This window comes from Shewanella sediminis HAW-EB3 (genome assembly GCF_000018025.1).
GTDB lineage: Bacteria > Pseudomonadota > Gammaproteobacteria > Enterobacterales > Shewanellaceae > Shewanella > Shewanella sediminis.
The window spans coordinates 2,778,253-2,793,532 of sequence record NC_009831.1 but is presented as its reverse complement, the minus strand read 5'-3'; the positions used below and the strand labels follow the sequence as shown (position 1 = coordinate 2,793,532).

The following is a 15,280-nucleotide window of genomic DNA, read 5'->3' as shown; positions in this document are numbered from 1 at the left end:
ATTGTCACTAACACACTATATATGGTGTTTTTTAATTTCTTAGGTACAAGATAGTGAGGTTGAGCACATTTTGCAAGTATGAATTTTGGGGGCATCTTGTGGATAACCTGAGGGTAAACTTGCCTGTTAGTAATGGCTAACCTTTGATGACTGTTTTTATTAGGCTTGCAGGCTGGAGAATAAAAAATAAGCGAACTGATCCAGATCAAAAATCCAAAGGACCGACTGGCGATCTTTTGGATCTTTGAGTGAATAGTACGCGCTTAATTAGGCGGTGCTTAAATTGGTCTGTTTGAAATTGACTCAATAAAAAAGTCGATGATTGCGGTGGGGGATTCAAAAGAAAATTGTCCCGGCCAGGAGTGAGTGTGAGTCACGTCGTCAATATAACCCCATTGCGCGATGCCGCCCAACATTGCACTATCTGCAGCTGCGACTAAGTCACGCTCCGCATCACCTAAGTATAAGATCTCATGGACCTGACAATTAAGTTGCTGCGCGGCGAGTAACATAGGCGCGGTATGGGGCTTTGAAAACTGCGTACTGTCACCGCTTATTACCGTTTTCATTCTTTGCGTGAGTGATAGGGCTTGGATTAATGGACGCGTGTATTTCGCCGCCTTATTGGTAACGATGCCATAAGGGATCCCATTCGTGTCGAGATAATCGAGAAGGCCTCCAACGCCATCGAACAGTTGGCAATGGTTTCCGTTAACTCGTGCGTAGCTATCCAGTAAGCCCTGTTGAACGGCTCGGTGTTGAGTGTCGGTTGCACCGGGCAGGGCAGCTTGAGCTAATGCCAAACTGCCATTAGATGCCACGTGACGCATGGTTTGCAGCGACACTTGCGGGTGGTCGAACGATTCAAGACTCATGTTAAGTGCGGCAATAAGATCGGGGGCGGTATCGACGAGTGTCCCATCGAGATCAAAAAGTACCCCTTTTATATCGGTTGCAATCAGGGTTTGAGTCACCACAGTCATTTAATCAATACTCTTTCTGGTCGCTATCATATAGTTAACATCGACATTTTTGGTGTAGGTAAATGTTTCGGTGATCGGGTTATAACTGATACCGGTAGCATCTTCACAAAACAGTTCGGCATGTTCGGCCAAGGAGATTAATTCAGATGGCTTAATAAACTTATTATGGTCGTGTGTACCGACAGGCAGCATCTTCAACAGGTACTCGGCACCTAAAATCGTTTCGACGTATGCCCTGATATTACGATTAATCGTGGAGAAAAAAACATAACCGCCAGGTTTTACCATGTCGGCACAAGCTTGCACTACAGAGCGAGGGCTGGGGACGTGCTCTAGCATCTCCATACAGGTCACGATATCGTAGGTTTCTCTATGTGTTTCACGATGAGATTCGGCGGTGTCTTGAATATAGTTAACTTCAACATCCATCTCTAATGCATGCAGACGTGCAACGTCTAAAGGTTCAGTACCCATATCCAGACCATCGACGATAGCACCAATTCGCGCCATGCTCTCGGATAGAATACCGCCACCACAGCCAACATCGAGTATACGTTTACCAAAAACGCCACCGCTGGTTTGGTCGATATAGTTAAGGCGAAGCGGATTTAATTTATGTAATGGCTTAAATTCGCCTTCAGGATCCCACCAGGTTTCGGCCATTTTCTCAAATTTGGCGATCTCTTGTGGGTCGACATTGATCTCTTGCTTCACTTCTTGCTGCACTACATCACCTCAATAGCGATTACTTATTAATGTCATTATACCCATAGGTTCTAATAAACAAAGGAGATTCAAAAGAGATTTAAGCGATAATTTAACCAATTGATTATTTAGCGAACATAGTTTGATATGAGTCAATTAATTATAATTTATATCTAAAGTTGAATAGGGTCTACCGACAATAAATAACTGTGTTAGAATGCCAAATCACGTTTTCAGGCCCAACAATTTCACCTGCCCATTTCGGGTACTGATTTGTCGGCTAAATTTCAAGGGATCGAGCAGTTTATGACTGATCTGGCTTCATCTATAACACCAATTAATATTGAAGACGAATTAAAGAATTCATATCTTGATTATGCCATGAGCGTAATCGTAGGCCGGGCATTACCAGATGTCCGTGATGGCCTTAAGCCTGTTCATCGCCGCGTTCTTTTCGCGATGAGTGAGCTTAAAAATGATTGGAACAAACCCTATAAAAAGTCGGCACGTGTTGTCGGTGACGTAATCGGTAAATATCACCCTCATGGTGACACCGCCGTTTATGACACCATAGTACGTCTGGCTCAGCCTTTCTCGATGCGTTACACCTTGGTCGATGGTCAAGGTAACTTCGGTTCTGTCGATGGCGATGCCGCGGCAGCGATGCGTTATACCGAAATTCGTATGGATAAGGTAGCTCATCAGTTATTGGCCGATCTTGAGAAAGAGACGGTCGATTTTGTTCCTAACTATGATGGTACTGAGTTTATTCCTTCAGTCTTGCCGACACGTATTCCGACGCTTCTGGTTAACGGTTCATCGGGTATTGCGGTAGGTATGGCAACTAACATTCCGCCACACAACATCAATGAAGTGGTTAGTGGCTGTCTTGCCTTAATCGAAAACCCCGATCTGACCATTAACGAATTGATGGAATACATTCCGGGCCCGGATTTTCCGACAGCCGCAATCATCAATGGCCGTAAAGGTATCATCGATGCCTATCACACGGGTCGTGGCCGAGCTGTCATGCGTGCGAAAGCCGATGTCGAAACTGAAGACAATGGTCGCGAGCGTATTATTGTCCACGAGATCCCTTATCAGGTTAACAAGGCGCGCTTGATCGAGAAGATAGCCGAGCTGGTTAAAGATAAGAAGATCGAAGGCATCAGTGGGCTGCGTGACGAGTCAGATAAAGACGGTATGCGTATCGTTGTCGAGATCAAACGTGGTGAAGTGGGTGAAGTCGTTCTAAACAACCTTTATGCACAAACCCAAATGCAGTGCTCGTTCGGTATTAACATGGTTGCTCTGACCAATGGTCAGCCAAAACTATTTAATCTCAAAGAGATGCTTGAATGCTTCATCTTACACCGTCGTGAAGTTGTTACACGTCGAACCGTATTTGAATTGCGTAAAGCCCGCGATAGAGCTCACATCCTTGAGTCTCTTGCGATTGCATTAGCTAACATCGATCCAATCATCGCATTGATCAAGGCTTCTCCAACACCAGCCGAAGCAAAAGTGAAGCTTATTGCTGAAGGTTGGGAGTTAGGTCATGTGCAAGGCATGCTTGAAAAAGCAGGTGATGATGCAGCTCGCCCTGAGTGGTTAGAGCCTGAGTACGGTATCCGTGACGGTCGTTACTACTTAACAGAGCAACAAGCACAAGCGATCCTTGATCTGCGTCTACATAAGTTGACCGGTCTTGAACATGAGAAGATCTTAAAAGAGTACGAAGAGTTACTGGAGATCATTGCAGCGCTTCTTTATATTCTTCGCAGCCCGGAACGTCTGATGGAAGTTATCACTGAAGAGCTTCAAGAAGTTCTCGAAAACTTCGGTGATGAGCGTCGCACTGTGATTAATGCAAACGAAGTTGATATGAGTCTTGAAGATCTGATCAACGAAGAAGATGTCGTAGTGACGCTATCTCATCTTGGTTATGCTAAGTACCAGGCGCTTACGGACTATCAAGCTCAACGCCGTGGCGGTAAGGGTAAAGCTGCGACAAAAGTGAAAGATGAAGACTTCGTAGAGAAGTTACTCGTTGCCAACACCCATGATACGATCCTTTGTTTCTCTGATTTCGGTAAGATGTATTGGCTGAAAGTATACCAGTTGCCACTTGCGAGCCGTACGGCCCGAGGTCGTCCAATTGTGAACATACTGCCACTGTCTGAAGGCGAACGTATTACCGCTATCTTACCGGTACGTGAATATGCCGATGATAAATACATCATCATGGCCACTGCTCACGGTACTGTTAAGAAGACTGCACTGACTGCTTACAGCAACCCACGTGCGAACGGTATCATTGCGGTTAACCTTAAAGATGGCGATCAGCTTATTGGTGTAGATATCACCAATGGCGAAGATGAGATCATGCTCTTCTCAGACGCGGGTAAAGTGGTTCGTTTCAATGAGAAGGTACGTGATTCAGAAACCGGTCAAGTTAAGCTCGACCCTGAAACAGGTGAAGAGGTCTTAGCCTTACGCCCAATGGGTCGTACAGCGACTGGTGTTCGCGGTATTCGTCTTGAAGATGATCAAAAAGTGGTATCGCTAATCGTGCCTAAAGACGATGGTGCAATCTTGACTGTGACTGAAAATGGTTATGGTAAGCGTACCGACCTTTCTGAGTACCCAGCTAAGAGCCGTGCTACTAAAGGTGTGGTTTCAATTAAGATCAGTGAACGTAACGGAGCCGTTGTCGGTGCCGTTCAAGTAGGTGAAAACGATGAAATCATGCTGATCAGTGACAAGGGCACCTTAGTACGTACTCCTGCGACGGGTGTATCGAGCATTGGTCGTAACACGCAAGGTGTAACGATTATTCGTACTGCAGAAGAAGAGAAGGTTGTTGGTCTGCAGAGAATCGATGAAATCCAGGATGATGAGGTCGAACTCGACGAAGAGGGCAACCCGATTGTTCCTGCAACCGATGAGGCAGTAGAAACAACATCTGAAGTAGATACACCTAAAGCTGACGATGCACCAGAAGCTGAGCCAGCAGAGTAGTTGCTAATCCTTTAGCGAATATGATTAACGGGCGTCCATTTGGACGCCCGTTTTGTTTTATTCTTTACAAAAGATTGAGTTATTTGAAAATAGTCTAGGAATATTGTCATCTCCTATGACAATATGGATGACTACATAAAAGTGGCCAATAGCATTAAAGGTAAAGGAGAGAAGAGTGAGCACGACATATAATTTCTGTGCAGGTCCCGCAATGTTACCCCAAGCCGTAATGAAGAAAGCTCAGAGTGAGCTGCTCGACTGGAACGGGCTGGGCACATCGGTCATGGAGATAAGCCATCGCAGTAAAGAGTTTATTGCCTTAACCGATAAAGCTGAGACCGACTTACGTGAATTGATGTCAATTCCAGAAAATTATCATGTGTTGTTTATGCATGGAGGCGGTCGTGGGCAGTTTTCAGCAGTTGTGAATAATTTTCTCGGCGAGAATGGAAAAGCGCTCTATCTTGTCTCAGGAAGTTGGTCTAAGTCTGCAGTAGATGAAGCCAGAAAGCTCACCAGTGATGCACAAATTGATACCTTAGATCTGGTCGTGAATGACAATGGTATCGGCGCTGTTAGCATTCCTGAATTGACGGGCGAAGCCGCGGATTATCGCTACCTGCATTACTGTCCTAATGAGACGGTTGATGGTATCGAAATTTTTGAAGACATTAACAGTCCTTGGCCTATCGTGGCCGATATGTCATCCAATATCATGTCACGAGAGATCGATGTCAGTAAATTCGGTTTGATCTATGCCGGCGCTCAGAAAAATATTGGGCCATCGGGTTTAAGCATCGTTATCGTGCGTGATGACATGCTGGAACTACCTAGTTTGCCGCAATCATCGATCATGGATTATCGATTAGCCGTTAAACATGGCTCTATGTATAACACGCCGCCGACGTTTGCATGGTACTTAGCTGCCGAAGTGTTTAAATGGTTAAAGAGCAGTGGTGGTGTAGCGACAATGGCAGAGGTTAATGCCAAAAAAGCCCAGCTTCTTTATGATTTTATTGATGGCTCCAATTTTTATAACAATACCGTTTCAGCGCAGAACCGTTCCTTGATGAATGTGATATTTTATCTGGCGAATGAAGATAATAATGCCGACTTCCTGGCCGAAGCGAGTAGAGCGGGTTTAGTGGCGCTAAAAGGTCATCGAAGTGTCGGTGGTATGCGCGCCAGTATCTATAACGCCATGCCCATCGAAGGGGTAGAGAAGTTGGTTGAGTTTATGAAGGGCTTTGCTGAAAAAAATAACGGCTAGAAGTTGAAAGCAGTTCCTAGGATCTAGATCCTAGGAACTAAATACCTTATTTAAATCACCTTAGCTATCGACTCCGCTAAGTAATCAACATTTCCATGTCCGATACCTGCGATACTGATCCGGCTTGAATCTACCATATAGATACTGTGCTCTTGCTGAAGCTGTTCAACCTGCTTTGGATTGATACCAAGGAAGGAGAACATCCCTTTTTGCTCGGCGATAAAGTCAAAGTTACGTTTGACACCCTTTTCTTTTAGCTTTTCTACCAACATTGAGCGATTGCCGTTAATACGGTCGCGCATGACTTTAAGCTCGGCTAGCCACTCTTGTTTAAGCTCATCAGAGCCCAGAACGGTTTCAACAATGGCAGCGCCATGGGCTGGCGGCATAGAGTAGATGCAACGTACAACGTAGAGTAAAACAGAAAAGGCCACATTAGCCGATGATGCATCTTTGCCTACGATGGAGCAGGCACCGATACGCTCACGATACAGACCAAAGTTCTTAGAGCAAGAGCTACATAAGATCATGTTATCGACTGCGGCGGCCATCTTTCTCACACCATAGGCATCTTCATCCACGCCATCACCAAATCCCTGATAAGCCATATCTATGAGCGGAGTGAAGCCTTGTTCTTTTGTCAGTTCGATGATTTCGTCCCATTGGCTTTGGTTCAGATCCATGCCACTTGGGTTATGACAGCAAGCATGCAAGAGTACGACATCATCGGGTCCCACGTTTGCAAGCGCGGCTTTCATCTCATTAAATTTTAGGGTCTTGGTATCATAGTCGTAGTAAGGGTAGGTTTTAACGGTGATCCCCGCCGCTTCGAACAAGCCGGTATGATTAGCCCAGGTTGGGTCGCTGACCCAAATCACCGCCTCGCCACTTTTCGTCACCGAACTGGCTCGTTTGATGAAATCTGCTGCTACACGCAGTGCCCCAGTTCCGCCGGGAGTCGAAACGGTACGAACACGGTTAGCCAAAATCGCGGGATTATCGATACCAAACGCCAGCTCACCCAGAAGTTGATTGAAACCGGCAGAACCGGTAGGTCCGATGTAAACTTTTGTTTCCTCGGTGTCTATTCGATGTTGCTCTGCCTTTTTAACACAAGTCAAAATAGGGGTATGACCCGCTTCATCTTTATAAACACCGACCCCAAGGTCGACCTTGTTCGTGTGTGTATCTTCACGATACTTAGTCATAAGTCCTAAGATAGGGTCGGAAGGCATAGCGGTTAGTTTATCGAACATAGCTCAATCACCTTTATATTTTTGTCGGCAAGTCTGCCTTTTCTAATTGACTTTAGGGTAACGTAAATAAGCCAGTTTGTAATAGCTAATCATGATAAATAGCTCAAGCCCCGTTATGGCATGAAATTGTTCCAGTGGTCTGGCTTTCATTTGGTTGACTTCAATAAAACTCTCCAACACGGGTGAATATAGTCCAAGTTAAATAATGATTTGAGCCCTTAAAGGGTAAAAAAGGGTTAAAACCTCAGAAAGCATAGTAAGTGTTGCACTTACTACTTGAATCTAACGCGTGCAATCGGTAACTTTGTAAGCACGAAGTTCAAACACCAGTCAGTCGGATAACCATTTTGTCGTGGTGGTTGTTAGTGCCGTTTGCACTGTTCGATTGACATGAACATCTATTGCTAACCTGTGGGTTGTTTGTCCCGCGATAATAAAGAAGTATTTTAATGAAGCAGCTACGTCTTGAGCCAATCAACAAGGTTCAGGGGACCATCAATATCCCTGGATCGAAAAGTATCTCTAACCGCGCGCTTTTGCTTGCTACACTTGCGAAAGGCACCACGACACTGACCAATTTACTCGACTCCGATGATATCCGTTATATGTTGGCGTCGTTGAAACAGCTTGGCGTAAATTATCGTCTATCGAATGACAATACCGTTTGTGAGCTTGAGGGAATAGGGGCGCCACTCAATAGTGAGCAAGCCCAAACCCTTTTTCTTGGTAATGCAGGCACCGCAATGCGTCCCTTGTGTGCAGCGTTAACGCTGGGACACGGCGAGTTTACCTTAACGGGCGAGCCTCGAATGGAAGAACGGCCTATTGGTGATCTCGTCGATGCGTTGAGACAGCTTGGGGCCAATGTTACCTACCTTAAGAATGATGGCTTCCCGCCTTTAACCATTAATGCGACCGGACTCGATGCGGGTGAAGTTGAGATCGCAGGTGACCTTTCCAGCCAATTTTTAACCGCATTACTTATGGTTGCGCCATTGGCGACTGGCGACGTTAATATCAAGATAAAAGGGGAGCTGGTTTCTAAGCCCTATATCGATATTACCATCGCGTTGATGGCTCAGTTTGGTGTGCAAGTGGTTAACCACAGTTATGAACGTTTTGAGATAAAAGCCGGACAAGGCTACGTCTCACCGGGTAAGGTCCTGGTAGAAGGGGATGCGTCATCGGCCTCTTACTTCTTAGCGGCTGGTGCGATTAAAGGTGGTGAAGTAAAAGTCACCGGAGTTGGGCGCATGAGTATTCAAGGTGATGTGAAGTTTGCCGATGTCTTAGAAAAAATGGGCGCCGATATCGAGTGGGGGGATGACTACATCATTTCACGGGGTTCGACACTCAAGGCTGTTGATCTCGATATGAATCATATTCCCGATGCGGCCATGACTATTGCAACGGCAGCTCTGTTTGCAACCGGCACGACCCATATTCGCAACATCTATAATTGGCGTATAAAAGAGACTGACAGACTCGCTGCGATGGCAACCGAACTTCGTAAAGTCGGTGCGATTGTCGACGAGGGACATGATTATATCAGTATTACTCCACCAACTAAGCCACACACGGCAGATATAGATACGTATAACGATCATCGAATGGCGATGTGTTTCTCTATGCTGGCGTTTGCAGATTGTGGGATCACGATTAACGATCCAGATTGTACATCTAAAACCTTCCCTGATTACTTTAATCAGTTTGCTGCATTAGCGCAGTAGCTTAACCCATGTTATTAAAGAGTTAATATCTCCAGTCGCTTCTGTAAAGACAATTGAGCAAGTATTGAAGTGATTGGGGATATCAATATCGAACAGAAAATATAGGTTTGATACTTTTTATTACAAAATTTAAGTTAGAAATTTATACCGCTTTCTCCATCTAGTTGGTTTATAATACGCGCGCTCATTTTTCGGTGAAATCATTTTGACCTATCTCATTTTTCAAAGATGTCATATGACTAACCCATTAAAAATCTTAGGGAAATGGATTTTACTGTGGAGAAATATATGTCTGAACGGGCTCCTGTTGTCACTATTGACGGTCCAAGCGGTGCGGGAAAAGGTACAATCAGCCAGTTATTAGCCGAACGTTTAGGTTGGAAATTACTGGACAGCGGCGCAATTTACCGAGTATTAGCCTTAGCCGCGATCCATCACAATGTTGAGCTGGATAACGAGGACTCGCTGAGTTTGTTGGCCGCGCATCTCGATGTGCAGTTCATTACCGGTAACGGGTTACACGGCATTAAGGTTGTACTTGAAGGCGAAGATGTTTCAATCGATATTCGCAGTCAAGAGTGTTCAAATGCCGCTTCTAAAGTGGCTGCTTATCCACGCGTAAGGGAAGCTTTGTTGCGCCGTCAACGTGCATTCAATGAAGCGCCTGGTTTAATTGCCGATGGTCGTGACATGGGAACGGTTGTTTTCCCCAACACCCCTGCTAAAATTTATTTAACCGCATCTGCTGAAGAAAGGGCGCAAAGACGCTATAATCAGTTGCAGGACAAGGGCTTCGATGTTAATATCGACCGTCTTTTGTCCGAGATAATAGAACGTGACGACCGCGATACCAATCGCAGTGTTGCTCCTTTGGTACCTGCCGAGGATGCTTTGATCATCGACACGTCTGGAATCGGGATTGATGAAGTGCTCGATATTGCGTTGACGCACATACAAACTAAATTACCAAGTGTGAGCTAATTTCGGCTTACACTTTATTATTCGCAACATGGATGATGCGGATTATTATACTGACTCCACGTCCAGGATGAGCCGTGGTTTATTAAAGAAAGTAACTAAAACATGACTGAATCTTTTGCTGATCTATTTGAACAATCCCTAACTGAACTTGAGTTCCGTCCTGGTTCTATCGTAACTGGTATAGTTGTATCTATCCAGAACGGTATGGTACTAGTTGACGCTGGTCTTAAGTCTGAAAGCCCAATCCCAGCTGAACAGTTCAAGAACGACCAAGGCGAACTTGAAATCTCTGTTGGTGATTCTGTTGCTGTTGCACTTGACTCTGTTGAAGACGGTTTCGGTGAAACTCAACTGTCTCGTGAGAAAGCTAAGCGTCACGAAGCATGGATTGTTCTAGAAAAAGCGTACGAAGATGCTGAAACTGTAATCGGTGTCATTAATGGTAAGGTTAAAGGCGGTTTCACTGTTGAATTAAACGGTATCCGTGCATTCCTACCTGGTTCTCTAGTTGACGTTCGCCCAGTTCGCGATACTGCTCACCTAGAAAACAAAGATCTAGAATTTAAAGTTATCAAGTTAGACCAGAAGCGCAACAACGTTGTTGTTTCTCGTCGTGCTGTTATCGAATCTGAAAGCAGTGCAGAGCGTGATGCTCTTCTTGAGAACCTACAAGAAGGTCAATCAGTTAAGGGTATCGTTAAGAACCTTACTGACTACGGTGCATTCGTAGACCTAGGTGGCGTTGACGGTCTACTACATATCACTGATATGGCGTGGAAGCGTGTTAAGCACCCATCTGAAATCGTAAACGTTGGTGACGAAATCAATGTTAAAGTTCTTAAGTACGATCGTGAGCGCACTCGTGTTTCACTAGGTCTTAAGCAACTTGGCGAAGATCCATGGTTAGAAATCAGCAAGCGCTACCCAGAAAACACACGTTTGACTGGTCGCGTTACTAACCTAACTGACTACGGTTGTTTCGTTGAAATCGAAGAAGGCGTTGAAGGTCTTGTTCACGTTTCTGAAATGGATTGGACTAACAAGAACATCCACCCATCTAAAGTTGTTAACTTAGGTGATGAAGTTGAAGTTCTAGTTCTAGACATTGACGAAGAGCGTCGTCGTATTTCTCTAGGTCTTAAGCAGTGTAAAGTTAACCCATGGGATGACTTCGCCGAGCGTTTCCAGAAAGGCGACAAGGTTTCTGGTAAGATCAAGTCAATCACTGACTTCGGTATCTTTATCGGTCTTGACGGCGGCATCGACGGTCTTGTTCACCTATCTGATATTTCTTGGAATGGTACTGGCGAAGAAGCTGTTGCTGAATACAAGAAAGGCGACGAGATCAACGCAGTTGTTCTTTCAGTTGACCCAGAGCGTGAGCGCATCAGCTTAGGCGTTAAGCAAACTGAAGACGATCCATTCAATGCTTATCTTGCAGATAAGAAGAAAGGAACTGTTGTTAACGGTACAGTTACTGCAGTAGACGCTAAAGGCGTAACTATTGAACTAGCTGACACTGTTGAAGGTTACTTACGTGTAGCTGATATCTCTCGCGAGCGTATCGAAGATGCATCTACTGTTTACTCTGTAGGCGACGCTGTTGAATCTAAGTTCATGGGTGTTGACCGTAAGAACCGTACTATCAGCCTATCTATCCGTGCGAAAGATGAAGCTGAAGAGAAAGAAGCAATGGCTAGCTTGAACAAGCAAGAAGACGCTGTGATGAGCAGTGCTATGGCTGAAGCGTTCAAAGCAGCTCGCAAGTAATCGCCTGAAGTTCTGGGGTGCTTGCACCCCTGTTAGGTGACTGTGTTTGGCTTGATAATAGAGGGTATAGGATGACAAAATCCGAACTGATCGAAAAACTCGCCACGAGGCAGTCGCAGATGTCGGCTAAAGAAGTGGAAAGTGCAATCAAAGAGATGTTAGAGCAGATGGCTCAAACATTAGAAGGCGGTGATCGTATTGAGATCCGTGGCTTTGGTAGTTTCTCTCTTCACTTCCGTGCGCCGCGTACTGGCCGTAATCCTAAGACTGGAACATCAGTCGATTTGGATGGTAAGTATGTTCCGCACTTTAAGCCTGGCAAAGAACTGCGCGAACGTGTTGATGCAATTAATGCTTAAATGACATTGTTTTAAAAGCCTCCGAATGGAGGCTTTTTTATGCCTATAATTCAGTAATCCCTAGCTAGTTGAGTGAAATTCTTAGATAATCAAGGGATATCATTCGGTGTGTGGAGAGTCACGTGAAGTCATTTATCATCACAGTGTTAGTTGCACTGTTTTTCTTTCTTGCACTGATTTTTGGTGCTCGTAACGAACAAGTTGTGACGATAAGTTATTTCGTTGCTCAGGGTGAGTTTAGACTGCCTATTGTGCTCGCTGTTGTGTTTCTTGCGGGTTTCCTCATAAGTTGGATTTTTGCGATGTATCATATTGCCAAACTCAAATTGGCACTAAGAACCGCAAACAAAAAGAATTTAAATCTTGAAAATAAAATTACAGATCCAACATTGCTTCAGGAAGTAGACGCCTAATATGCTTGAGATCCTGTTTCTGTTACTACCCATTGCTGCCGGATATGGCTGGTATATGGGACGTCGAAGTGTCCGGCATAAACAGAGTAGCGATCGCAAAAAGTTGAGCCGTGATTACTTTACCGGCCTTAACTTCCTTCTTTCGAACGAGTCAGATAAAGCGGTGGATCTCTTTATCTCCATGCTCGATGTCGATGACGACACCATAGATACACATCTATCTTTGGGCTCACTGTTTCGTAAGCGCGGTGAAGTAGACCGCTCAATTCGAATTCATCAAAATTTGATTGCCCGCCCTAGCTTAGCTACCGAACAACGCGACATAGCGATGATGGAGTTGGGCAAAGATTACCTCGCGGCCGGATTTTATGACCGAGCGGAGGAAATTTTTCAAAACCTGGTTAAGCAAGACGACCACAGCGAAGCCGCTGAAACCCACTTGATCGATATCTATCAGGTGACAAAAGAGTGGCAGAAAGCCATTAACATCATAAAAAGTCTAAAGCGTAAGCGACAACTCGTTTTAAAGCACAATACCGCACATTTTTATTGTGAGCTTGCCAATGAAGAAGCGGACAGCGGCGGACAACTAAAATTACTGCAGGCTGCAATCAAGCAGGACCCACAATGTGGTAGGGCAATCCTGACCTTAGCCCAAAAATATCTTGATCAAGGTGAACTCATAAAGTGTAAAGATATGCTTTATAAGCTGTTAGAGGCTGATGTTGAGTTGATCCCCGATGCTCTGGCGACCTGCAGACAGGCATATCACGAGAGTAATGACTCGACGGGCTACTGTGACTTTCTCAGGCAGGCACTTCAACAGGGCGCAGGTGCCAGCGTTGCGATCACCTTGGCGCAGCACCTGATAGAGCAGGGGGAGACTCAGGCTGCCGAGAAATTAGTACTCGATGGTCTGTACCGACACCCCACGATGAAGAGTTTTCAGCATTTGATGCAGATGCAGATGCTACAGGCGGAAGATGGGCAGGCTAAAGAGAGCCTGACCATGCTTGAGAAATTAGTTCAGCAACAGATTAAGTTCAGACCAGGTTATCGCTGTAGTGAATGTGGCTTCCCTTCCCACAGTCTCTATTGGCATTGTCCCTCTTGTAAAAGTTGGGGCAGCATTAAACGGATACGGGGATTGGACGGCGAATAGGCTCGTTCCATTTATCGATGAGACAAGGGAACCCTTGACTCGCAAAAGTAAACTCAGAGTAGAATTTACGCTCAAATGTATATCGCAAAGCAATTGGAGAAATAATGAATAATAAACCTATCGTGGTCGCCCTGGATTTTGATGACAAAAATGCTGCTTTGCAATTGATCGATCGCTTAGACCCTCAAATGTGTCGTTTAAAAGTGGGCAAAGAGATGTTTACCCTCTTTGGTCCAGAGCTTGTTAAAGATATTCATAGCCGTGATTTCGACCTGTTTTTAGACCTTAAATTCCATGATATTCCAAATACAGTGGCTAAGGCTGTTACAGCTGCGGCTGAGTTAGGTGTTTGGATGACCAACATTCATGCCACCGGTGGTTTAGCCATGATGGAAGCGGCGAAGAAGGCTCTGGTCCCTTACGGTAAAGATGCGCCTTTGTTGATAGCGGTAACGGTATTAACTTCTATGAGCGATGAAGATCTTAAGCTTATCGGCATCGATGTACCAGCTTTCGAACATGTTCAACGCCTGGCAAGACTCACACAACAGGCAGGTCTCGATGGTGTTGTTTGTTCGGCTCACGAAGCGCAGCTATTGAAATCAAGCTTAGGTGAAAGTTTTAAATTGGTGACGCCGGGTATCCGTCCTGCTGGAGCAGACAAGGGCGATCAACATAGGGTCATGACGCCACCACAGGCTATTGAGGCGGGATCGGATTATCTTGTCATCGGTCGACCTATTACTAAGGCCGCAGACCCATTGGCTGCGCTGACCGCGATCCATCAGTCGCTGAGCATTCCTGGTTAAAATAGCCGTGCTTTAATTATTATTTTTAGAGATAGTAATGCTCGAAATATTAATGCTAGAAATAATCGTTTAAACGTAAGATTCAATAGATACAGTTAAGTGAGAAACAGATGGCAAATCCTTTTCAGGAACAGTTACTCAAAGCGGGACTTGTGAGTAAACAGAAAGTTCAGAAAGCCAAAACACAGAAAAAGCGCGATCGTAAGGCCAAGGTCGACGATGGCAGCGCTGCGTTGAAGCAAGAGATCGCCGCACAGAAGAAAGCGCAAGCAGAGAAAGATAAGGCGTTAAACGAAAAACGTTTCGAAGAAGCGTCTGAGAAGGGATTAGTCCGCGGACTCGTCACCGAGTTCAAGCGTCTGGCCATTAAGCTGCCTCAGCATGCCGAATTAAAATTTAACTACACCTTTAATAATAAAATATTCTCTCTCTATGTTGATGAAAAGCTGCAGTCTCAGCTTCTCAATGGCCAGTTGGGTATCGTGCGCCATGAAGAGACTAGCTATCTGGTCCCTCACAAACTGGCCGAACGCGTCAACATGTTAGTGCCTGAGTGGTGTGGCTACTTGTGGGTTAAAGATGATAAAACCCAAGTCGTTGAAGAGGATGATCCTTATGCAGATTATGTCATTCCAGATGATTTGATGTGGTAGGAAACCAAGGAGCTAGATTCGAGTATCTAGCATCTAAAACCCTAAGAGGTTTCTGTCTCAGCAGAAACCTTTTTTTGCTGTTATTTTCTATCCAGGTTCTAGGTCCTAGTGCCTAGATTCCTAATTTACATCTTTGCCTGAACTATTTTCCTCTCTCTTCATCAAAAA

13 protein-coding genes are annotated in these 15,280 nt (G+C 45.0%); 10 read left to right on the top strand and 3 right to left on the bottom strand.

All coding sequences use genetic code 11. From position 1 onward, the window contains the following. Positions 1 to 278: 278 nt before the first annotated feature. Together SSED_RS12085 and ubiG are read right to left on the bottom strand one after the other, a co-directional pair. Positions 279 to 983, bottom strand: coding sequence for an HAD-IA family hydrolase (locus SSED_RS12085; protein WP_012142649.1), 705 nt, complete (start codon positions 981 to 983; stop codon positions 279 to 281). Then, a complete protein-coding gene (gene ubiG, locus SSED_RS12080; RefSeq protein ID WP_041422137.1) occupies positions 984 to 1,697 on the bottom strand; it encodes a bifunctional 2-polyprenyl-6-hydroxyphenol methylase/3-demethylubiquinol 3-O-methyltransferase UbiG in 714 nt (237 codons plus the stop codon). It lies immediately after the preceding gene. A 297-nt stretch (positions 1,698 to 1,994) separates the two neighbouring features. Between ubiG and gyrA the strand changes: the two genes are divergently transcribed. Together gyrA and serC are read left to right on the top strand one after the other, a co-directional pair. Next, positions 1,995 to 4,709, top strand: coding sequence for a DNA gyrase subunit A (gyrA, locus tag SSED_RS12075; protein ID WP_012142647.1), 2,715 nt, complete (start codon positions 1,995 to 1,997; stop codon positions 4,707 to 4,709). A gap of 175 nt (positions 4,710 to 4,884) precedes the next feature. Next, positions 4,885 to 5,979, top strand: a complete 1,095-nt coding sequence (gene serC / locus SSED_RS12070; RefSeq protein WP_012142646.1) for a 3-phosphoserine/phosphohydroxythreonine transaminase — start codon at positions 4,885 to 4,887, stop codon at positions 5,977 to 5,979. Positions 5,980 to 6,029: 50 nt separating this feature from the next. Here serC and SSED_RS12065 read toward each other — a convergent pair whose 3' ends face one another. Next, on the bottom strand, positions 6,030 to 7,235 hold the full coding sequence (locus SSED_RS12065) for an amino acid aminotransferase (RefSeq protein ID WP_012142645.1): 1,206 nt from the start codon (positions 7,233 to 7,235) through the stop codon (positions 6,030 to 6,032). Positions 7,236 to 7,684: 449 nt separating this feature from the next. Between SSED_RS12065 and aroA the strand changes: the two genes are divergently transcribed. The 8 genes from aroA to SSED_RS12025 all read left to right on the top strand — a co-directional run bounded on the left by aroA (position 7,685) and on the right by SSED_RS12025 (position 15,112). Then, a complete protein-coding gene (gene aroA, locus SSED_RS12060) occupies positions 7,685 to 8,965 on the top strand; it encodes a 3-phosphoshikimate 1-carboxyvinyltransferase (protein WP_012142644.1) in 1,281 nt (426 codons plus the stop codon). Between the two features lie 288 nt (positions 8,966 to 9,253). After that, positions 9,254 to 9,946: a (d)CMP kinase gene (cmk, locus tag SSED_RS12055; RefSeq protein WP_012142643.1), complete on the top strand. Its 693-nt coding sequence runs from the start codon at positions 9,254 to 9,256 to the stop codon at positions 9,944 to 9,946. A 102-nt stretch (positions 9,947 to 10,048) separates the two neighbouring features. After that, positions 10,049 to 11,716 carry a 30S ribosomal protein S1 gene (gene rpsA, locus SSED_RS12050; RefSeq protein ID WP_012142642.1) on the top strand — a complete coding sequence of 556 codons (1,668 nt, stop codon included), beginning with the start codon at positions 10,049 to 10,051 and terminating at the stop codon, positions 11,714 to 11,716. A 71-nt stretch (positions 11,717 to 11,787) separates the two neighbouring features. Continuing rightward, positions 11,788 to 12,075, top strand: a complete 288-nt coding sequence (gene ihfB, locus SSED_RS12045) for an integration host factor subunit beta (protein WP_012142641.1) — start codon at positions 11,788 to 11,790, stop codon at positions 12,073 to 12,075. A gap of 122 nt (positions 12,076 to 12,197) precedes the next feature. Beyond that, on the top strand, positions 12,198 to 12,488 hold the full coding sequence (locus tag SSED_RS12040; RefSeq protein ID WP_012142640.1) for a LapA family protein: 291 nt from the start codon (positions 12,198 to 12,200) through the stop codon (positions 12,486 to 12,488). 1 nt (position 12,489) lies between these two features. Further along, a complete protein-coding gene (lapB, locus tag SSED_RS12035) occupies positions 12,490 to 13,650 on the top strand; it encodes a lipopolysaccharide assembly protein LapB (RefSeq protein ID WP_012142639.1) in 1,161 nt (386 codons plus the stop codon). Positions 13,651 to 13,754: 104 nt separating this feature from the next. Then, the gene (pyrF, locus tag SSED_RS12030; protein ID WP_012142638.1) at positions 13,755 to 14,459 is read left to right on the top strand and encodes an orotidine-5'-phosphate decarboxylase; all 705 of its coding nucleotides are present in this window, start codon (positions 13,755 to 13,757) and stop codon (positions 14,457 to 14,459) included. Positions 14,460 to 14,569: 110 nt separating this feature from the next. Next, positions 14,570 to 15,112, top strand: a complete 543-nt coding sequence (locus SSED_RS12025) for a DUF2058 domain-containing protein (RefSeq protein ID WP_012142637.1) — start codon at positions 14,570 to 14,572, stop codon at positions 15,110 to 15,112. The last annotated feature ends 168 nt before the right edge of the window (positions 15,113 to 15,280 follow it).

Bases quoted from the DNA above. Each gene is read 5' to 3' on its own strand.
- SSED_RS12085 (WP_012142649.1), bottom strand. From the start codon at position 983: ATGACTGTGGTGACTCAAACCCTGATTGCAACCGATATAAAAGGGGTA.
- gyrA (WP_012142647.1), top strand. From the start codon at position 1,995: ATGACTGATCTGGCTTCATCTATAACACCAATTAATATTGAAGACGAA.
- SSED_RS12065 (WP_012142645.1), bottom strand. From the start codon at position 7,235: ATGTTCGATAAACTAACCGCTATGCCTTCCGACCCTATCTTAGGACTT.
- aroA (WP_012142644.1), top strand. From the start codon at position 7,685: ATGAAGCAGCTACGTCTTGAGCCAATCAACAAGGTTCAGGGGACCATC.
- cmk (WP_012142643.1), top strand. From the start codon at position 9,254: ATGTCTGAACGGGCTCCTGTTGTCACTATTGACGGTCCAAGCGGTGCG.
- rpsA (WP_012142642.1), top strand. From the start codon at position 10,049: ATGACTGAATCTTTTGCTGATCTATTTGAACAATCCCTAACTGAACTT.
- ihfB (WP_012142641.1), top strand. From the start codon at position 11,788: ATGACAAAATCCGAACTGATCGAAAAACTCGCCACGAGGCAGTCGCAG.
- lapB (WP_012142639.1), top strand. From the start codon at position 12,490: ATGCTTGAGATCCTGTTTCTGTTACTACCCATTGCTGCCGGATATGGC.
- pyrF (WP_012142638.1), top strand. From the start codon at position 13,755: ATGAATAATAAACCTATCGTGGTCGCCCTGGATTTTGATGACAAAAAT.
- SSED_RS12025 (WP_012142637.1), top strand. From the start codon at position 14,570: ATGGCAAATCCTTTTCAGGAACAGTTACTCAAAGCGGGACTTGTGAGT.